The following is a 19,833-nucleotide window of genomic DNA, read 5'->3' on the forward strand; positions in this document are numbered from 1 at the left end:
TTGAGGATGTGCCATGACTCCGTCTGATGTAAAAGCCACGCTATCGTTCAGCGACAACTCGCCGAGCGTCGAAATGCCGATCTACAAGGGCACGATGGGCCCGGACGTGATCGACATCCGCAAGCTGTACGGCCAGACCGGCAAGTTCACGTACGACCCGGGCTTCATGTCGACGGCAGCTTGTAATTCGGCGATCACGTACATCGACGGCGACAAGGGCGAGCTGCTGTACCGCGGCTACCCGATCGACAACCTCGCGCAAAACGCGGACTTCCTCGAAAGCTGCTACCTGCTGCTGAAGGGCGAGCTGCCGAACGCAGCGCAGAAGAAGGAATTCGTCGACACCGTCACGAAGCACACGATGGTGCACGAGCAGATGCACTTCTTCTTCCGTGGCTTCCGCCGCGACGCGCACCCGATGGCGATCCTGGTCGCCGCAGTCGGCGCGCTGTCCGCGTTCTACCACGACTCGCTCGACATCAACGATCCGCGTCACCGTGAAGTGTCGGCGATCCGCATGATCGCGAAGCTGCCGACGCTCGTCGCGATGGCGTACAAGTACAGCATCGGTCAGCCGTTCGTGTATCCGAAGAACTCGCTGTCGTACAGCGCGAACTTCATGCACATGATGTTCTCGAACCCGTGCGAAGAGTACAAGGTCAACGACGTGCTCGTCCGCGCACTCGACCGTATCCTGATCCTGCACGCCGATCACGAGCAGAACGCATCGACGTCGACCGTCCGCCTGGCCGGTTCGTCGGGCGCGAACCCGTTCGCATGTATCGCGGCCGGTATCGCCTGTCTGTGGGGCCCGGCGCACGGTGGTGCGAACGAAGCCGCGCTGAACATGCTCGAGCAGATCGGTTCGCCGGACAACATCCCCGAGTTCATCAAGCAGGTGAAGGACAAGAATTCGGGCGTGAAGCTGATGGGCTTCGGTCACCGCGTGTACAAGAACTACGACCCGCGTGCGAAGCTGATGCGCGAAACGTGCTACGAAGTGCTGAACGAACTGGGCCTGCACGACGACCCGCTGTTCAAGCTCGCGATGCAGCTCGAGAAGATCGCGCTGGAAGACGAATACTTCGTGTCGCGCAAGCTGTACCCGAACGTCGACTTCTACTCGGGCATCGTCCAGCGCGCGCTGGGCATCCCGACGTCGATGTTCACGTGTATCTTCGCGATGGCACGTACGGTCGGCTGGATCGCACAGTGGAACGAAATGATCGGCGATCCGGAACAGAAGATCGGCCGTCCGCGTCAGCTGTTCATCGGCGATACGCCGCGCGAAGCGAAGCCGCTCAACGCACGTTAAGTCGTGCGCGGCGCGAACGGCCGGCAGGCCGCTCGCGTCGGGCGATCGCAACGCCATGACACCCCGACGGGTCATCCCGTCGGGGTGTTTTCATTTGTGCGGCCGGGGTTCATCCGGGCCGGCGCGGTGTTCCAGCGACGGCGGGCGCGTGTCGAGTGCGGGCGCGTCGTCATCGGGCGCGTGGCCGTGCTGCACGAAGAACTGCCGGTATGCGCCGGGCGTCATCCCGCGCGCGGCGAGGAACTGGCGGTTGAAGTTCGCGGCATTCGGAATGCCGCAGCGCGCAGCCACGGTCGCGATCGGCCAGTCGGTGCCGACGAGATGACGGCACGCATGCGCGAGCCGCAGCCGCTGCACGTAGCGGCCGACGCTTTCGCCGAGATGCCGGACGAACAGGCGCTGCAGCGTGCGTTCGGACATGTGCGCAGCGGCGGCGAGCGTGTCGACGCGCAGCGGTTCGTGGAAGTGCCGGTCGATTGCGTCGAGCACGCGATCGAGGCGTTCGGCTTCGGGGGCGGCCGCGTCGGCGGGCGGTGCCGTGCCGTCGGCGCGGTCGTATGCGTGTGCGGTGGCGAGCGGTTCGCCGGTGGCGTCCGCGAGATCGGCGAGCGTGTCGAGCACGGCTGCGAGTCGTGTGCGCGGCGACGGATCGAGCAACTGCGGTAGCCGCGCGCGCATCGCGCGGGCCGCGTCCGCATCGAAGCGCAGGCCCGGTGCGGCACGCCGCAGCAGCGAGCGCAGCGGCGCGTATTCGGGGCAACAGTCGGCCAGCCGCCGCACCCAGTCGCCGTCGAACCAGATGACGAGCGCGACTTCGGGCGCATCGCGATCGATGCGTGCGTTCGACGACCAGGTATGCGGCAGGTTGGGCGGCACGAGTACCAGATCGTCGTCCGCGTAGCGCTCGACGTGATCGCCGATGAAGCGCTGGCCGCGGCTGTTGAGCGTCAGCGTCAGTTCGTATTCGGGATGGCGATGCCATTCGAACGGGATGCGCGCGAGCTGGCGGTGATACACGCGGATCGAACAGCCGGGGGCGAACGTCACGTGCTCGTACTGCGGTTTCATCGCGGCCTCCGGGCGAGGGCGGGCATCGCGCCGTGGCATGATCGTGAGCATTCGTCACGACGGAGCGATGCGATGTTTTCACATGTTTGCGTGGGTGTGACCGACACCGCGCGCGCCTACGATTTCTACGCGCCGCTGTTCGCGGAACTCGGGCTGCGCCTGAAATTCCGCGAGCCGGACGGCTGGTCGGGCTGGATGCCGGCCGACGCCGACCGGCCGCTGTTCTTCTTCGGCCAGCCGCTCGACGGCCGTGAGCCCGAACCGGGCAATGGCCACACGATCGCGTTCGTTGCGCCGACGCGCGCGCACGTCGATCGCTGCCACGCACTCGCGCTGCGCCATGGCGGCACCTGCGAAGGGCCGCCGGGCCTGCGGCCGGACTATCACCGCGACTACTACGGCGCCTATTTCCGCGATCCGGACGGCAACAAGCTCTGCGTGGTCTGCCATCGTCCCGAGTGACGCACGATTGTCAGGATTGTATCGATAGTTGGCCGGATAACGGTGATGGCGGTCGCGTGCCGGCCGTACGCTGACAGCACGTCACGACACCTGTCAGCGAGGAGACCACGATGCAACTGACGATTGACGACCTGCCTGCCGCGATTCGCGCGGCGAAAAGGGGGCTGCGCGCCGATCTGCCCGGTTATGCGGCCACGTTCCGCGAACTGGAGGGCGACATTGCGCGGCAGGTCGACGCGATTCGCCGCACGCATGCGCATGGCCATGACGTGATTCCGGTGGTGCCGTTCGCGGACATCGCGGGCGGAACTGTCGATCCGCACGTGGTTGCCGCGATCCGCACGCATGGCGCGGTCGTGATTCGCGGTGTATTCGATGCGCAGCAGGCGCGCGACTGGAACGACGAGATCGGCGCGTACCTGGACGCGAACCGCTTCGCCGAGCGGCTGCACGCACGCGCCGAAGACCGCTATTTCGGCAATCTCGCGTCGGGCAAGCCGCAGATCTACGGCGTCTACTGGTCGAAGCCGCAGGTGGCTGCGCGCCAGTCTCTGGCGCTGACCCAGGCACGTGTGTTCCTCAACCGCCTGTGGCGGCACGCGGAAGGCGGGCGTACGCACTTCGATCCCGATCAGGTGCCGGCCTATGCGGACCGGATTCGCCGCCGCCCGCCCGGCTCGACGTCGCTCGGGCTGTCGCCGCACGTCGACGGCGGGTCCGTCGAACGCTGGCTCGGCGCGAATTTCCGCCAGGTCTACCGTCACGTGCTGGCGGGCCGCTGGCGCGATTACGACCCGTTCGATGCGTCGTTCCGTCCGGACGTCGAGGAGATCCCGTCGCCGGCCGTGTGCTCGATGTTCCGCACGTTCCAGGGCTGGACCGCGCTGACGCCGCAGGGGCCCGGCGACGGTACGCTGCAGTTGATCCCGGTCGCGAACGCGATGGCCTACGTCGTGCTGCGCGCGCTGCAGGACGATGTCGCCGAAGACGACCTGTGCGGCGCGCGCCCCGGCCGCGCGCTGTCGATCCGGCCCGAATGGCACGCGCTGCTGCTCGACGCGCTGGTGCCGATCCCGCACATGGCGCCGGGCGACGCGGTGTTCTGGCATGGCGACGTCGTGCACGCGGTCGAGGATGCGCATCGCGGCAATGGCGACAGCAACGTGATGTACATCGCAGCCGCGCCAGGTTGCGCGAAGAACGACGCGTACCTGCAGCGCCAGCGGGCTGCGTTCCTGCGCGGCGAGAGCCCGCCCGATTTTCCGGCCGATCATTTCGAGGTCGAATTCGACGGGCGCGGCGGGGAGGGCGATCTCACGGCACTCGGCCGTTCGCAGATGGGTGTCGGGCCGGGCGCGTAGCAGGCACACCGCAGGCGAAGGTGGCCGTTCGCCGGACGGTGAACGGCCGTTTGCCGAATCCGCTGCGTACCGCGTGCAATTCGACGCAATCGGCTGTCGGCGCCGCCGAAATCGACGCGAATTGCGCAATTTGGCTTCCGATAATGGTCCGGACACAACGCAGCCGCCCCGTTGAAGCACGGGTGTGGCGCTGACCATGGAGGAGTCGATGCAATTCACGCAAGCGATCGTTCGCCGCCCCGCGCCGTCCTGTGGCGCGGGCCTGACCACCGCCGAGCTCGGCGCGCCCGACTACGACAAGACGCTCACGCAGTTTCACGCCTACTGTGAAGCGCTGCGCACGCTCGGCGTCGAGCTGACCGAACTGCCGCCGCTGGACGCGTTCCCCGATTCGCACTTCGTCGAGGACACCGCGGTCGTGACGCCGGAATTCGCGGTGATCACGCGCCCGGGTGCGCCCGCGCGACGCGGCGAGACGGTGCATATCGAAGCGGCACTGGCCGCACATCGCGACCTGCTGCCGATGCAGGACGGCCGCCTCGACGGCGGCGACGTGATGCAGGTCGGCAAGCGCTTCTACATCGGCCTGACGGGCCGCACCGACGCCGAAGGCATCGCCGCATTCGAATCGCTGGTGTCGCGCTACGGCTACTCGGTCGTCGCGGTGCCGGTGGGCGCCGGCCTGCATCTCAAGTCGGTCGTCAACGCGCTCGGCGACGACACGCTGCTCGTGACCGAAGCGCTGGCCGCGCATCCGGCGTTCGCCGACTATCGCCGGATCGCGATCTCGGCCGCCGACGAATACGCGGGCAACACGCTGCGCGTGAACGGCACGCTGATCACCCCGGCCGGCTACCCGCGCGTGCACGATGCGATCACGTCGCTCGGGCTGCCGCTGCACGTGATCGACACGAGCGAGTTCCGCAAGATGGACGGCGGGCTGACCTGCCTGTCGCTGCGGTTCTAGCCGATTGGCGCGCGGCCGCTTCGGCCGGATAATGTGGCCCCCGCGCGGCAACGGAGACGTTCCGCGCACCAGCCACGATCCGACCGGAGCGAACGCGGATGACCGACAAGAAGATGCAGCTCGACAAGATCGATCTCCGGATCCTCGACATCCTGCGCACCGACGGACGGATTTCCTACCGGAAGCTGTCGGAGCTCGTGAACCTCACGCCGCGGCCGTGCCAGGCGCGCGTGGAGCGGCTCGAGGCGCTCGGCGTGATCGAAGGGTACCGCGCGGTGATCAAGGCGCCGCGCGCGACCAAGCCGATCGTCGTGATCGCGCAGATCACGCTGGCCGACCACGGGCGTTCGCAGGCGCCGTTCGAGGACGAAATGCGGGCGAATCCGGCCGTGCTCGATTGCTGGCTCGTCAGCGGCACGTTCGATTTTCTCGTGCGGCTCGCGTGCGAGGATCTCGACGAGTACCGGCGGATCGCGAACGCGTGGCTGGAAAGCCCGCGGTTCCGGATCGAGAAGATCGTGACGACGGCCGAACTGCAGGCGATCAAGCGCGGCGTCGTGTGAGGCGGCCGGCCGGGAAGGGCCGGTTTCGACGCGAATGACCGGGTTGGGCGATTCGCATTCCGAATCAAATCGCCCGCCCCGAATCCAATCAGGGTGAACACTATGGATGCTTTGCAAGCGGCAGCGGAGACGGCCGCGCCGTCCGGAACGACGCTGAAGCGTCGTCTGCAGGGCCGCCACATCGCGATGATCGCGATCGGCGGCTCGATCGGCACGGGGCTGTTCGTCGCATCGGGGGCGTCGGTCGCGCAGGCGGGGCCGGGCGGCGCGATCGCCGCGTATATCGCGATCGGGCTGATGGTGTACTTCGTCGTCACGGGCCTCGGCGAGATGGCCGCGCTGATGCCGGTATCGGGCTCGTTTGCGATCTACGGCGAGAAGTACGTCGACGAAGGCTTCGGCGTCGCGCTCGGCTGGACCTATTGGTACAGCTGGGCCGTGACGATCGCGATCGAGCTGGTCGCCGCGCAGATCGTGATGCGCTACTGGTTTCCGACCATACCTGGCATCTGGTGGGGCGCGGGCTTTCTCGTGCTGATCTTCCTGCTGAATACGCTGTCGGTGCGTGGCTTCGGCGAATCGGAATACTGGTTCTCGTTGATCAAGGTCGTCACCGTGGTCGCGTTCATCGCGGCCGGGTTGCTGATCGCCGCCGGCCTGATCGGGAACGGGCATCCGGTCGGCCTGCGCAACTTCACGACCGGCGACGCGCCGTTCGTCGGCGGCGTGCACGCGATGATGAGCGTCGCGCTGATCGCGGGCTTCTCGTTTCTCGGCACCGAACTGGTCGGGATCACGGCCGGCGAATCCGAGAATCCGCGCCAGACGATCCCGCGCGCGGTGAAGCAGATCTTCTGGCGGATCATGCTGTTCTACGTGTTTGCGATCTTCGTGATCGGCCTGCTCGTGCCGTACACGGATCCGAACCTGTTGAAGAGCGACGTGACCGACATCGGCGTGAGTCCGTTCACGCTGGTGTTCAGCCATGCGGGCTTCCGGCTCGCGGCCGGCGCGATGAATCTCGTGATCCTGACGGCCGTGCTGTCGGCCGGCAATTCCGGCACCTACGCGGCGACGCGGATGCTGTACAACCTCGCCGCGGAAGGGCGCGCGCCCGCGATGTTCGCGACGCTGTCGCCGGGCGGCGTGCCGCGCAACGCGCTGTACGCGACGATGGCCGTCGGCGGGCTGTGCTTCCTCACGTCGTTGACCAACAACCAGAGCATCTATCTGTGGCTGCTGAATACGGTCGGCATCACGGGCTTCATCGCGTGGCTCGGCATCGCGGTGTGCCATTACCGGTTCCGCAAGGGCTTCCTGAAGCAGGGCTACCGGCTCGATCAACTGCCGTACCGCGCGAAATGGTTCCCGTTCGGGCCGCTGTTCGCGATCGCGATCTGCATCGTGATCTCGCTCGGGCAGGACTATCAGGCGTTCTTCGCGGCCCGCATCGACTGGATGGAAGTGCTGTCGATCTACGTGTGGATTCCGCTGTTCGTCGCGATCTGGTGGGCGTATCGCCGCGCGCGCAAGAGCCGGCTCGTGCGCTACGAGGAGATGGACATCGGGCCGTGGCTGACGCGTTCGGTCGAGGCGGTCGATGCAGGGGCGAGCCGGCCCGGGCGCGGCAACTGAGCGATGGCACGTACGCTGCCGGGCGATCGATGCGCTCGCCCGGCATCTCGCGTGCCCGGGGTACATCGCTTTCTGTCGATTCCCTTTCGACTGGCGCTCGGTGCGGGTGCGTGACACTTTCATGTCGCGCTCGTCCATCGCGCGCCACCCGCGCAATCCTTTCGCAGCCCGTTCGGCGGCTGCTTAATCGGCCCTTAAGCAAGCGGTCGAGATAATGGCGTCGCGTTTGCCTCGACCTGTCGCGGACGCGTCCATTCTCACGTTCATCCGCTCAGGAGCGACCGTTGTCCCGCTCTCCGCTTGCTTCGTCGTCGTTCTCCGCTTGCTGTTTGCGTGCGGCGCTTGCCGGTGCCGTGTCGTGTGCCGTCGTGCTCGGCGGCTGCACGGCATACCACCCGCGACCGTTGACCCCGCGCGCGACACTGACCACCACCGACGCGCTGAACCGGATTCGCATCGATCCGGCGGCCATGCCGCTGCCGGAACTGGCTGCGCATCGCTTCGATCCATCCGATGGCTTCGACATCGAGGAAATCGCGATGCTCGCGGTCGCGAACAATCCCGACCTGAAGCTTGCGCGCGACGATCTCGGGATTGCACAAGCGCAGGCGTTTTCCGCGGGCCTGCTGCCTGATCCGCAACTGTCGGTGTCGAGCGATTTCCCGGGCGCGGCCGGTCTCGAGCGCGCGTTCAACTACGGCCTGAGCATGGACGTGATGGCGATCGTCACGCGCAATGCGAACAAGCGGTCCGCCGACGCGACTGTGCGCAAGACCGATCTTGGTCTGCTGTGGCAGGAGTGGCAGGTCGTCGCGCAGGCGAAGCAGCTGTACACGAAGGCGCGCTACGAGGACGCGACGTTGCCGCTGCTCGCGCAGGCGCGCGCGCTCAACACGGCGCGCTACGAGCGGATCGCGCATGCGCGGCAGGCGGGCAATGTGACGGATGACGTCGTCAGCGTCGCGTCGACTGCCTGCAGCGATGCGCGCAAGCAATACGACGACATGGTGCGTGCACGCGAGCAGACGCACCACGACCTGAACGCGCTGCTCGGGCTCGCACCGGACGTCGAACTGCGACTGGCCGGCTCCGACCGGGCGGTGCCGCTGACCGATGCGACGCTCGACGCCGCAGTGGCCGCGCTGCCGCAGCGGCGGCCCGACCTGATCGCGCTGCAGGCCGGCTACGACGCGCAGGAGCAGAAATATCGCGCCGCGATCCTGAACCAGTTTCCGAGCCTGAATGTCGGCTTCAATCGGGCACGCGACACGTCGGGCATTTATACGACCGGCTTTCAGATTGCGCTGAGCCTGCCGATCTTCAATCGCAACCGCGGCAACGTCGCGATCGAGCAGGCAACCCGCCAGCGGCTGGGCGACGAATACCAGTCGCGGCTGAACGTCGCCTATGCCGATATCGCGCACCTGCGTGCCGATTCCCGTCTCGCGACGGAGCAGCTTGCGCAGGACGAGGCTGCGCTGCCCGCGCTCGAACGGGCCGCCGAGCATGCCGGGCACGCGTATGCCGCGCACGATATCGCGCTCGGCCAGTACACCGACGCGCAGCTTGTCGCGCTGACGAAGCGGATCGACGTGGCGACGCAGCGCGATGCGCTCGCCGAGCAACGCATCGGCCTGCAGGCGTTGCTCGGCAGTGCCGTCCCCGATGCCTTTTCCACCGACTCTCCCCAGCGTTGACTTCATGCCAGCAGTCCTGAATTGCCTTACACGCCGCCGCGCGGCAGCATTCGCCGTCGCGCTTTCCGCGCTTGCGCCGTGCGCCGGGCCTGCGAGTGCCGATGAGCCCGTGACCGCCTCGGTTGAAGCCGTGCGCGTGCAGCGTGCGCCGATCTCGCAGCAAGTGCGTGCGTACGGCATTGTCGCCGCGTCGTCGGCGAGCGTGATGTCGGTGAACCTGCCGTACACCGCGCGTCTGCGCAAGGTCCTCGTGCTGCCCGGCCAGACGGTCGCGCGCGGCACGCCACTCGTCGTCGTGCAGGCCGATCCCGCCGCGGTGCTGGCCGCATCGCAGGCGGCGAGTGCATTGACGTTGGCGCGCGGCGAACTCGCGCGTACGCGCTCGCTGTACGACGACGGTCTCGCGACGCAGTCGCAGCTGGCCGCCGCGCAGAAAGCGCTCGACGATGCGCAGCAGGGGCTGGCCGCGCAGCGGCAGATGGGCGTGCATGGCGGCGACGTGACGATCGCGGCGCCGTCCGCGGGCGTCGTGTCGCAGCTGTCGGCGCTGCCCGGCGACCAGTTGCAGGCCGGCGCGACGATCGCGCAGCTTGCGGCGACCACCGGCGCGTCGAGCCACCAGGCGAATGTCACGCTCGGCGTCGATCCGTCGTCGGCCGCGTCGATTCATGCGGGTGACGCCGTCGTGCTGCACGGGTTGTCGACCGCGCTGGAACACGCGAATCCGGCGGGGCAGGTCGTCGTCGCGGGCGCGTCGATCGATCCGCAGAGCCAGCTCGTGAACGTCGGCGCGAACGTGCCGCTCGGCGGCACCGCGTTCATTCCCGGGACGCGCGTGAGCGCCGATATCGCGACGCAGACCGGCACGTGGTGGGTGGTGCCGCGCTCGGCGGTACTGCGCGATGCAAAGGGCGCGTACGTGTTCCAGGTGACGCCTAAGCAGGCGGCACGTCGCGTCGATGTCGCGGTGCGCGTCGAAAGCGGCGACCGTTACGGCGTGGACGGCCCGCTGAATGCGGCCGAGCCGCTCGTCGTGACCGGCAACTACGAACTGCAGGACGGGATGGCCGTGCGTCTTGCCGGAGGCGTGCATCGATGAACTTCGGGCAATGGATGCAGCGGCACCGGCGCTCGCTGCTGTTCGTCGTCGCGCTGCTCGCGATTGCCGGTGCGCTGACGGCGTTCCGGCTGCCGATCTCGCTGTTTCCGAACGTGTCGTTCCCGCGCGCCGTCGTGTCACTCGACGCCGGCGACCGGCCGGCCGAGCAGATGGCCACACTCGTGACCATGCCGGTTGAAGAGGCGCTGCGGCGCGTGCCGAACGTGCGCGACGTCGAATCGAAAACGAGCCGCGGTTCGGCCGAGATCTCGCTGAACTTCGACTGGGGCACCGACATGGCGCAGGCGACGCTGCAGGCGCAGTCGGCGATCGCCGAGATCCTGCCGTCGCTGCCGGCCGGCACGACGATGCAGGTGAAGCGGATGGATCCGACCGTGTTCCCGGTGCTCGCCTACAGCCTCACGTCGTCGCGGCAGTCGCTGTCCGAACTGCGCGATCTCGCGCAGTTCCAGTTGCGGCCGCTGCTGTCGTCGGTCGACGGCGTGGCACGTGTCGAGGTGACGGGCGGCGCGCAGGACGAACTGCAGGTCGCGATCGATCCCGCGCGGCTTGCCGCGTACAAGCTGTCGGTGGAGGACGTGTCGAAGGCGATCGGCGCCGGCAACGTGTTGATGGCAACCGGGCGCATCGAGGATCACTACAAGCTATATCTCGTCGTTGCCGATACGACGATCACGTCGCTCGATACGCTGCGCAACGCGGTCGTCGCATCGTCGGGCGGCAACCAGGTGCGCGTGGGCGACGTCGCGACGGTGTCGCGCGGCACGGTCCCGCAATGGATCCGCGTGACAGCGGACGGACAGGATGCGGTGCTCGTCAACGTGTTCCAGCAGCCGGGCGCGAACAGTGTGGCGATGGCCGCGGCGATCCGCGCGAAGCTCGCCGATTTCCGCAAGCAGATGCCGTCGGGTGTCCGTCTCGCGAACTGGTACGACCAGAGCCAGCTCGTGATCGCATCCGCATCGAGCGTGCGCGACGCGATCCTGATCGGCGTCGTGCTGGCCGCGTTCACGCTGTTCGTATTCCTGCGCAACTGGAAGGTCACCGCGATCGCGGTCGCCCTGGTGCCGATCGTGATGAGCACGACGATCCTGCTGCTCGACGTGTTCGGGATGGGCTTCAACATCATGACGCTCGGCGGGATGGCGGCGGCCGTCGGGCTCGTGATCGACGACGCGATCGTGATGATCGAGCACATCGCGCGACGCATGCGCGAGGCGGGCGCTCATGCATTTCACGGCCGCGTGATGAGCGCGGCGCTCGAATTCACGCGGCCGCTCGCCGGATCGTCGGCCGCGACGCTGATCATTTTCGTGCCGCTCGCGTTCCTGTCGGGCGTGACCGGTGCGTTCTTCAAGGCGCTGTCGATCACGATGGCGAGCGCGCTGTTCATTTCGTTCATCGTGAGCTGGCTCGCGATCCCGATCCTGTGCGATCACTGGCTGACGCCGGCCGATGCGGCGGAGCATCGCGAGTCGCGTTTCGCCCACTGGCTGAACACACGTTATGCGACGCTCGTCGAGCGCGTCAGCCGCCAGCCCTGGCTGGCATTCGCGGGCGTGGTGCCGCTGCTGGTCGTGGCCGCGTTCGCGTTCACGCGCGTCGGCAGCGGGTTCATGCCGTCGATGGACGAGGGCGGCTTCGTGCTCGACTACCATACGGCGCCCGGTACCTCGATCACCGAGACCGATCGCCTGATGCGCGAGGTGGAAACGATCATTCGCGAGAACCCGAACGTCGCGACGTATTCGCGCCGGACGGGCGCGGGCCTCGGCGGCGATCTCAACGAACCGAACAAGGGAGACTTCTTCGTTCGCCTGAAATCGGGGTCGCGCGAGCCGATCGATACCGTGATGGAAGAGATCCGTTCGAAGGTCGAGACGAACGTGCCCGGCGTGAATATCGAACTCGCGCAATTGATGGAGGATTTGATCGGCGACCTGACCGCAGTGCCGCAACCCGTGCAGATCAAGATTTATTCGGACGATCCGAATGTGCTCGAAGCAACCGCGCGACGTGTGGCGGCGCGCATCGGGAAGATTCAGGGCATCGTCGACGTCGACGACGGCATCAACCCGGCGGGCGATGCGCTCGACCTGCATATCCGGCCCGACGCGGCGGCCGCCGAAGGGATGGATCCGCAGTCGATCGCGCAGCAGGTGTCGGACTTGCTGGAGGGAAGCGTCGCGACGCAGTATCAGCAAGGTCCGAAGACGGTCGGCGTGCGCGTGCGGGTGGCGGACGCGATGCGGATGAACGGCACGGGGCTGGGCGCGTTGCAGATCCGCGCGCCGGACGGGCACCTGTTTCCGCTCGACCGCGTGACCGACCGTATCACCTTCAGCGGTCAGCCGGAGATCAGCCGCGACAACCTGAAGCGGATGGTGTCCGTCACCGCGCGGATCGACGGTCGCGATCTCGGTTCGACGATCGCGGACGTGCAGCGCGCGCTCGGCGACGCGCACCTGTTGCCGCCGGGCGTCTATTACGAACTGGGCGGTCTGTATCAGCAACAGCAGATCGCCTTCCGCGGGCTCATCGCGGTGTTCGGCGCGGCCGTTGCGCTCGTGTTCGCGCTGCTGCTGTTCCTCTACGAGCGATTCCGCGTGGCGCTCGCCGTGATGGCGATGCCGTTGTGTGCGACCGGTGCCGTGTTCGTCGGGCTGTGGGTGACCGGCATCGAGCTGAACATCTCCGCCATGATGGGGATGACGATGATCGTCGGCATCGTGACGGAGGTGGCGATCTTCTACGTGTCGGAATTCCAGGGGCTCGTGCGCGACGAAGGCATGGCGCCGGATGTGGCGCTGCTGGCGGCCGGCCGCAACCGGTTGCGGCCGATTGCGATGACGACGATCGCAGCGATCCTGGCCTTGCTGCCGCTTGCGTTTGCACTCGGGCAGGGTTCGGCGATGCAGCAGCCGCTTGCAGTCGCGATCATTTCGGGGTTGATCGTGCAGTTGCCGCTCGTGCTGCTCGTGCTGCCGGCGCTGCTGCGCGTGTTGCTGTCGGGGCGGCGCCCGGGTAGGGCGCAAGGGTAGGGCCGCGCGCACGCACGTTGCGTCAGTCCGCTCGCGCAAGTCGCGCCTTCATGAAATCCACCCACGCGCGCACTTTCTGCGGGACGTGCCGCGTCGCGACGTATAGCGCGTAGACGTTCTGCTGCGGAAACCGGTACGCGGGCAGCGCGTCGACCAGCGTGCCGCTTTCGAGATCGTCGCGTACGAGCCATTCGGGCAGCAGCGCGACGCCGCTGCCCTGGCGCGCCAGTTCGCTCAATACCGAGGCGTTGTCGACGACGATGCGAGGCTTCTGGGCCGGTCGAAACGCATGTCCGTTGCCCGCGCGGTCGGTGAGCATCCATTCGGCGATCCGCTCGAGCCGGCTGTGGCCGAGCTGCGGCAAGCGGGCCAGGTCGTCAGGCGACGTCGGGTGCGGCAGCCCGGCTTTCGCGGGCAGACCGGGTGCCATCACGGCGAGCACATCGTAGGTGGCGAGGCAGACACCGCGATAGGGCAGGTCGCGAAAGTGCTCGTCGCGTCCGAGCCGGATCGCGACGTCGAAGCGGTCGCGCACGAGATCGGCCTGGGACGTATGCGTTTCGAGCCGCACGCGCAACGCGGGATGCTGCGCGGTGAACGCATGCAGCATCGGGGCGAGGACGCGCGCCGCGTACTCGACCGTCGACGTCACGCGCAGGATGCCTTGCATGCCGCCATGCTCGCCGCGCACCTCGTCGATCGCGCCTTCGGCTTCTTCGAGCACGCGCAGGCAGCGCTGGTAGAAGCGCTCGCCGGCGTCGGTCAGCTCGACACGCCGGGTCGTCCGCGTGAGCAGCGTGACGCCGAGCTCCGCTTCGAGCTGCTTGATGTTGAAACTGACGGCCGCCCGCGCCTGGTTCAGCGCGGTGGCGGCGGCCGTGAACGACCCGGCCTCGACCACGGCACGGAAGACGGCGAAACGATCGAGGCTCACCATGGTTGGGGTGTGGGTCCTGTCTATGCGTTGGATCGCTCGAAGGGTACCCGAATGTGCGGCCGCGTGCGGCGCGCGGTGCGTGGCCGCGGCTGCGCTGGGTTGCCGGGGCGTGATCCGATTGTCAAAAAAATTCGACGGAACCGGTCGAATCCGGCCGCTTACCGATGGGCCGGCCGGCCTCTACACTGCGGCGTTTCGTGATGTTGCCGCCGCCATGACCGACCGTTCCAGAATCGCCGCCGTCTACCTGCTCGGCTTCGCGATCGATCTCGCGAACATGTTCATGCTGAACGCCGCGTATCCGGCGCTGCAGCGCGAACTGCGCGCGTCGGTCGCGCAGCTTGCGTGGGTCGGCAACGCGTACGTGCTCGGCCTGACCGTCGTGATCCCGTTCGGCACGTGGCTCGCGCGCCGCTGCGGCGAGCGGCGCGTGTTCGCTGCATCGCTGCTGCTGTTCGGGTTCGGCAGCGCCGGCGTCGGCGCATCGCCGTCGATTGGGGTGCTGCTCGCGTGGCGGCTGGTTCAGGGGCTTGGCGGCGGGCTGCTGATTCCGGTCGGGCAGACGATGGCCTATCGCGCGTATCCGCCGCAGGCGCGGGCGCGGCTCACGTCGGTCGTGATGATGGTCGCGCTGCTCGTGCCCGCGTTGTCGCCTGCGATCGGCGGTGCCATTGTCGATCGCGGGTCGTGGCGCGCGATCTTCTTCGCGATGTTGCCGATCGCGGCCGCGACCGGCGCGCTCGCGTTCGTGTGGCTGCCGCGCGACGGCGCGCGCGACCGGCCGCCGCGGCTCGACTGGCCGGGGCTCGGCCTGAGTGCGGCAACGCTCGTCGCGTTGCTGCTCGGGCTGACTGCTGCGGGGCAGCCCGGCGGCGCGGCGTTCCCGCTCGCGATGCTGGCCGTCGCGCTCGCGGCAGGCGCCGGCTATGCGGCGCATGCGCGTCGGGCCGTGTCGCCGGTGGTCGACCTGCGCCTGCTCGCGCAGCCGCTGCTGCGGATCGGCGTGGTGGTCTATCTGTGCGTGCCGGGTATCTTTACGGGCGTCAACCTCGTTGCGTCGCTTTATCTGCAGAACGCGCTCGGATTGAGCGCCGCGCATGCCGGCGCGCTGATGCTGCCGTGGGCGATCGCGGCGTGCTTCGCGATCGCGACGACGCGCCGCTGCTTTCCGCGCCACGGCGCGAAGCCGTTGTTCGCGTGCGGCATCGCGATCGACTGTGTCGGCATCGCACTGCTCGCGACGCCGTGGGCCGGCGTCGAAGCCGTGCGCATCGCCGCATTCGTGGCGATGGGGTTCGGCGCGAGCCTGTGCACGAGCACGTCGCAAAGCGCGGCGTTCGTCGATGTGCCGGCCGACCGGATGGGCGACGCGAGCGCGCTGTGGAACATCAACCGCCAGTTGAGCTTTTGCATCGGCGTGGCCGTGCTCGGCAGCGCACTCAATGTGTTGCTGGCGTTCGACGCGGGCGGCCCGTCGCTCGCGCCGTACCGCTGGTGCTTCGGGCTGGCGGTCGCGCTGACCTTGCTGCCGCTCGGTCTGATCGCGCGGCTTCCTGCGCACGCTGCGCCGGCCGCACAACCCGTTTCATCCCACTCCTGAGAACCTGAGAGCCTTATGTCTTTGCCGAATCCATATTTCAAGGAAGTCGTCGATACCGTTGTCGACATCGAGTGCTGGTTGTCCGGCCGTGCTGTACCCGAGCGGCTCGCGGCGCTGATGGCGCGTTTTTCGCCGGGATTTTCGATGATCGCGACGTCGGGTGCGGTGCTCGATTACGCGGGCGTCGATGCGCTGTTTTCAAACGGGCACGGCGCGCGTCCCGGGCTGGCGATCGAGATCGACGAGTTGCGCGGGCTGGCCGTATGGTCTGACGGCGCGACGATCGGCTATCGCGAAACGCAGACCGATGCGGAGGGGCGGCGCACGGTGCGGCGTTCGACGGCCGTATTCCGGCGCGAGGCGGACGGCCTGATCGTGTGGCGCCATCTGCACGAGACGCCGGTCGTCGCGTGAGGAGGGCGTCCGCCGTCGTGCACGAAGCGGTGCGGACGCCGGGCCGGCGTTACTTGTCCAGCTCCGGATAGTGCCGGAAGATGCCCGTGTCGTTGAACGGGATACGGCGTTCCGACTCGAGATAGTGGGCGACGGGCGGATGCAGTGCGACGCGGTCGTGCAGCGCGACCAGCGCCGCGATCTTGCGCTCCGCGCGCTTCATCGCTTTCGGAAACGCGTAGCGCAGGCCCTCGATCAACTGGAACATCGACAGGTCCGCATAGCTGAGTGCGTTGCCGGCGAGGTAGCCGCTCTGGTGCGGATTCTGGTCGAGTACGCGCTCGAAGTAACCGAGGAATTTCGGCAGCCGGCTTTCCAGGAAATCGGCTGCGCGCTCGGCGGCTTCCGCCTGCTGATCCTCGTAGTAGAGGCCGCTCGCAATCGGGTGATGCGTGTCGTGGATCTCGGTGACGAAATCGGCGACGGTCAACTGAAGCTGGTGCACCCACAGCCGGCCGGCTTCGTCGTCGGGCGCGAGCCCGAGCCGCGCGCCGAGAAACAGCAGGATGTTCGCGGTCTGCCCGATGACAACGTCGCCAGCTTTCAGGAACGGCGGCGCGAACGGCACGCATTCCGCCTTCGTGCTGTCCATCATGCGCATCATCGCCGGCACGCCCATGCCGCGCCCCGATTCGCGCGCGACGTCGACATAGTCGGCTTCGGCCGCTTCGAGCGCGAGCCGCACATATTCGCCTCGGCCCTGGATCTCGGGCCAGTAATACAGTTCGTATCGCATGCTGTTTTCCCGTTCGTTGAACCGGCTGCCGCAGGCATCGTGACGACCGGGCGGCCGCGTGTCGCGCGCCGCCCGCTGCGAATAGACAGTCTAGGCGATCGCCGGAAAAGTGCCGCGCGCATCGCGCGCTACGCGTCGCGCTCGCCGCCCTCGGGGCCGTAGAAGAACACCCAGGTCGAGAAGTCGTCGGAGAAGCCGACGAAGCGGTGCTCGGCGTGTGCGGGGACGAACAGCACGTCACCGGCCGCGACCTCGCATGTGCGATCGTCGATGACGAAGCGGGACGTGCCGGTGGCGATCGCGTAAACCTCGTCGCGCGTATGCGGCTTCTGCTTGTCCTCGATGCGCGGCCGGTACAGCTCGACCTCGAGCGTGCCGTGGTGGAACAGTGTCGTGAACAGCGTGCCTGCTTCGTCGAGGCGGGCGAGTGATTCGTTCAGGCCGAGCTTCATTCTGATGTGCTCCGGGTCTGGATCGTGGGGATCGGGCCATGTGCGTCGTGCCATCGTAGCGCGAAATGCCGGGGGCGTCGTACGGCGCGCGTGGGACGCAAGATCGCCACCGGTGGAACGAATCAAGCGTGAGCTCGCCATATGTGAAACGCGGGCGTCCATCCGCGAAACGACGACGCGATTGCGCGGATTCGATCGTGAGCTTCACCGCAATTTAATAAACGCCGACTACGATCCGGCCTCGTCAATCTACAAAAGCGCAGCGAATCGATTCGCGCTGCAGCACTGCCGTCCGTCGCTCACCTGCGCGACACGTCCGATTGCCATTTCCCGTGACCGTGAATGCGACGCCGAGGCATCTCGTCGACGCTATTCGCATCATTTCGTATTTCTTATGAAAATGAATCCGCTGGCTTCTTCACGCAGAAAATTCCTGGCCGCCGCGCCGGCCGTCGCGGCGGTGCCGCTGCTGAGCGCGTGCGGCGGCGACGACGTTACGTCGGCGCCCGTTACCGACGCGGCGCTGGCCGCACAGATGTCCGCGAAGCTGAATACGCAGCTCGGCGACGCGGCGACGGTCAACGCGATCGTGCCGGCACTGACCGACGTCGGATTTACTTGGGACTTGCCGACGTTCCCGGCGGCCCAGGTCGGCGCGATCGTCGCGTACAGCTTCGGCAATCGCCCGAACGCGGCGAGCGGCAACACGTCGAGCACCGGCGGCAACCAGTCCGCGCTGCCCGACCCGGGGCCCGTCAACGAAGCGCTCGCGGATGCCGTGTATCGCATCCGCCAGCTGAAGCCGGTGAAGGTGTACGCGCAGTGGGAGATCGCGCGCTTTCTCGTATCGAAGTACGGGATGAGCACCGACGTGCTGTCGTCTATCGAGCCGGTGATCGCGAGTGACGGCTCGATCGTGTACCTCAGCACGGCCGGCGTGGCCGCCGAGGCCGTGTCGCGCGCAGGTGGCGCAGCCGCGATGGGCAGCGTCGCGGTGGTCGGTCATCGGGATCACGCGAAGCGCTGCATCCAGACGTCGCAGCAGGCGGGCATGAAGGCGGCCGCGGTTGCGGAGGTGTCGTTGCCGACGCTTTACGACCCGCAGTCTGGCCAGCCGTGGACGCGCAACCGCAGCCTGTACCTCGTACACGACATGTATGCGCAGATGCTCGGCCGCGCGATCGGCGCGACGATGCAGGCGTTCCCGAAGGGCTGACGCACTTTTTTCTCCCGATTCCAATGACCATGCAGACCCGACGCCATTTCCTCGCCTCCGCCTCCGCACTCGCCGCGGCCGGCGCCGCCAGCACGCCCGCCTTTGCGAGCGACGCGCCTGTTTCAGACGCCGAACTGCAACGCCAGATGCTCGGCAAGCTGACGAACGAGTTGAACGACCGCGCAGCCGCCACCGACGAGACCGGCTACCTGTTCGATACGTTTTTCTCGTGGACGCCGCCGACCGTCCAGAACACGGCCATCAACACGATTGCCGCATTCAGCTTCGGCGGTCGCGCCGCGGCGTCGTCCGGTGCCGCGCCAGTGCCGGGCCCCGTGAACGAGGCGATTGCAGACGCCGTGTTCCTGCTGCGCCAGAAGGTTGCCGTGCGGATCGTCGCGCAGCAGGAGGTCGCGAGCGTGCTCGCGTCGAAATACGGGCTGACGGCCGGCGTGACGTCGATCGCGACCCCGGCCCTGGCCGCCGGCAGCCCGATACCGACGCCCGACGGTGTTGCTGCCGCGATCGTCAAGCAGGCCGGCTCGGCCTCGGCACTCGGCAACGTCGGTGTCGTCACCCATTCGGATCAGGCGTCGATTGCCGTGCGCGTGTCGAATGCCGTGGGGATGCAGGCCGCAGTGCCGGCGGGGCTGACGCTGCCGTCGCTCTACGATGCGTCCGCGCAGATGCCTGCATTGCGGCGCCGTGATCTGTACCTGCTGAGCAACGTCGGCGTGCAGCTCGGCATGCTGCGGCTCGACCTGATCAACCGCGAATACCCGAACGGCTGAAGCCGCCGGACGTTCGCTGAACCTTTCCCGTTCATCAACTTCTTCAGTTCCGGAATCGTCATGTCCTTTCGTTTTTGGATGCGTGCCACGCTGGTGGCCGCGCTCGGATCGCTCGTCGCGCTGATTGTCACCGCGTGCGGATCGTCGTCGATGCAGGCGAGCGGCCAGCAGCAGATTCGCCACGTGTTCGTGATCACGCTCGAAAACGAGAACTACGCGACCACGTTCGGCGCGAACACGAAGGCGCCGTACCTCGCGACGACGCTGGCCGCGCAGGGTGCGCTGGTGCAGCAGTACTACGGCACCGGGCACGTGAGCCTCGACAACTACATCGCGATGCTGAGCGGCCAGTCGCCGACCAATGAAACCGACAACGACTGCCCGGTGTTCCAGGACTACAAGCTGACCGGGATGACGCC

General features: G+C 67.3%; 17 protein-coding genes and 1 pseudogene. 14 read left to right on the plus strand and 4 right to left on the minus strand.

The genetic code is table 11. The features are described from left to right. Positions 1-13 precede the first annotated feature (13 nt). Positions 14-1,315, plus strand: coding sequence for a citrate synthase (gene gltA, locus BDO18943_RS15290; protein WP_049097329.1), 1,302 nt, complete (start codon positions 14-16; stop codon positions 1,313-1,315). Between the two features lie 90 nt (positions 1,316-1,405). On the opposite strand, the gene BDO18943_RS15295 is transcribed toward gltA, so the two are convergent. Beyond that, entirely contained in the window at positions 1,406-2,383 is a 978-nt protein-coding gene (locus tag BDO18943_RS15295; protein ID WP_175023060.1) for a helix-turn-helix domain-containing protein, read from the minus strand. Positions 2,384-2,455: 72 nt separating this feature from the next. Here BDO18943_RS15295 and BDO18943_RS15300 point away from each other — a divergent pair, with 72 nt between their 5' ends. The 8 genes from BDO18943_RS15300 to BDO18943_RS15335 all read left to right on the plus strand — a co-directional run bounded on the left by BDO18943_RS15300 (position 2,456) and on the right by BDO18943_RS15335 (position 13,229). Continuing rightward, positions 2,456-2,845 (plus strand): VOC family protein, encoded by a 390-nt coding sequence (locus BDO18943_RS15300; protein ID WP_175023062.1) that lies wholly within the window; start codon positions 2,456-2,458, stop codon positions 2,843-2,845. Positions 2,846-2,955: 110 nt separating this feature from the next. After that, complete coding sequence (locus BDO18943_RS15305) at positions 2,956-4,206, plus strand: DUF1479 domain-containing protein (RefSeq protein ID WP_175023064.1); 1,251 nt, start codon at positions 2,956-2,958, stop codon at positions 4,204-4,206. Positions 4,207-4,414: 208 nt separating this feature from the next. Continuing rightward, positions 4,415-5,173, plus strand: a complete 759-nt coding sequence (locus tag BDO18943_RS15310) for a dimethylarginine dimethylaminohydrolase family protein (RefSeq protein WP_175023066.1) — start codon at positions 4,415-4,417, stop codon at positions 5,171-5,173. A gap of 98 nt (positions 5,174-5,271) precedes the next feature. Continuing rightward, on the plus strand, positions 5,272-5,736 hold the full coding sequence (locus BDO18943_RS15315; protein WP_175023068.1) for an Lrp/AsnC family transcriptional regulator: 465 nt from the start codon (positions 5,272-5,274) through the stop codon (positions 5,734-5,736). A gap of 102 nt (positions 5,737-5,838) precedes the next feature. Further along, positions 5,839-7,371, plus strand: a complete 1,533-nt coding sequence (locus BDO18943_RS15320) for an amino acid permease (protein WP_175023070.1) — start codon at positions 5,839-5,841, stop codon at positions 7,369-7,371. Between the two features lie 284 nt (positions 7,372-7,655). Then, positions 7,656-9,068, plus strand: a complete 1,413-nt coding sequence (locus BDO18943_RS15325; RefSeq protein WP_235996048.1) for a TolC family protein — start codon at positions 7,656-7,658, stop codon at positions 9,066-9,068. A 109-nt stretch (positions 9,069-9,177) separates the two neighbouring features. Continuing rightward, positions 9,178-10,167, plus strand: a complete 990-nt coding sequence (locus BDO18943_RS15330) for an efflux RND transporter periplasmic adaptor subunit (RefSeq protein ID WP_051889656.1) — start codon at positions 9,178-9,180, stop codon at positions 10,165-10,167. Continuing rightward, entirely contained in the window at positions 10,164-13,229 is a 3,066-nt protein-coding gene (locus BDO18943_RS15335) for an efflux RND transporter permease subunit (RefSeq protein WP_175023072.1), read from the plus strand. Before BDO18943_RS15330 ends, BDO18943_RS15335 begins: the two co-directional genes overlap by 4 nt. Before the next feature lie 22 nt (positions 13,230-13,251). Here the strand turns inward: BDO18943_RS15335 and BDO18943_RS15340 are convergent, their stop codons facing one another. After that, on the minus strand, positions 13,252-14,166 hold the full coding sequence (locus BDO18943_RS15340; RefSeq protein WP_175023074.1) for a LysR family transcriptional regulator: 915 nt from the start codon (positions 14,164-14,166) through the stop codon (positions 13,252-13,254). A 214-nt stretch (positions 14,167-14,380) separates the two neighbouring features. Between BDO18943_RS15340 and BDO18943_RS15345 the strand changes: the two genes are divergently transcribed. Together BDO18943_RS15345 and BDO18943_RS15350 are read left to right on the plus strand one after the other, a co-directional pair. Then, the gene (locus BDO18943_RS15345; RefSeq protein WP_175023076.1) at positions 14,381-15,766 is read left to right on the plus strand and encodes an MFS transporter; all 1,386 of its coding nucleotides are present in this window, start codon (positions 14,381-14,383) and stop codon (positions 15,764-15,766) included. Between the two features lie 15 nt (positions 15,767-15,781). Further along, a complete protein-coding gene (locus BDO18943_RS15350) occupies positions 15,782-16,180 on the plus strand; it encodes a DUF4440 domain-containing protein (protein ID WP_175023078.1) in 399 nt (132 codons plus the stop codon). A 49-nt stretch (positions 16,181-16,229) separates the two neighbouring features. On the opposite strand, the gene BDO18943_RS15355 is transcribed toward BDO18943_RS15350, so the two are convergent. Beyond that, positions 16,230-16,955, minus strand: a complete 726-nt coding sequence (locus tag BDO18943_RS15355; protein WP_175023080.1) for a glutathione S-transferase — start codon at positions 16,953-16,955, stop codon at positions 16,230-16,232. Positions 16,956-17,083: 128 nt separating this feature from the next. Further along, positions 17,084-17,407 (minus strand): cupin domain-containing protein, encoded by a 324-nt coding sequence (locus BDO18943_RS15360; protein ID WP_175023082.1) that lies wholly within the window; start codon positions 17,405-17,407, stop codon positions 17,084-17,086. A 394-nt stretch (positions 17,408-17,801) separates the two neighbouring features. On the opposite strand from BDO18943_RS15360, the gene BDO18943_RS15365 reads away from it, so the two are divergent. From BDO18943_RS15365 to BDO18943_RS15375, 3 genes and pseudogenes are all read left to right on the plus strand, one after another. Further along, entirely contained in the window at positions 17,802-18,623 is an 822-nt protein-coding gene (locus BDO18943_RS15365) for a hypothetical protein (protein ID WP_175023084.1), read from the plus strand. Between the two features lie 29 nt (positions 18,624-18,652). Then, the gene (locus BDO18943_RS15370; protein ID WP_175023086.1) at positions 18,653-19,414 is read left to right on the plus strand and encodes a Tat pathway signal protein; all 762 of its coding nucleotides are present in this window, start codon (positions 18,653-18,655) and stop codon (positions 19,412-19,414) included. Positions 19,415-19,474: 60 nt separating this feature from the next. Beyond that, positions 19,475-19,833 (plus strand): annotated as a pseudogene (locus BDO18943_RS15375) (alkaline phosphatase family protein); the annotation flags it as partial.

Origin of the sequence: Burkholderia aenigmatica, from assembly GCF_902499175.1 — a bacterium.
In the GTDB taxonomy this organism is placed as follows: Bacteria; Pseudomonadota; Gammaproteobacteria; order Burkholderiales; family Burkholderiaceae; genus Burkholderia; species Burkholderia aenigmatica.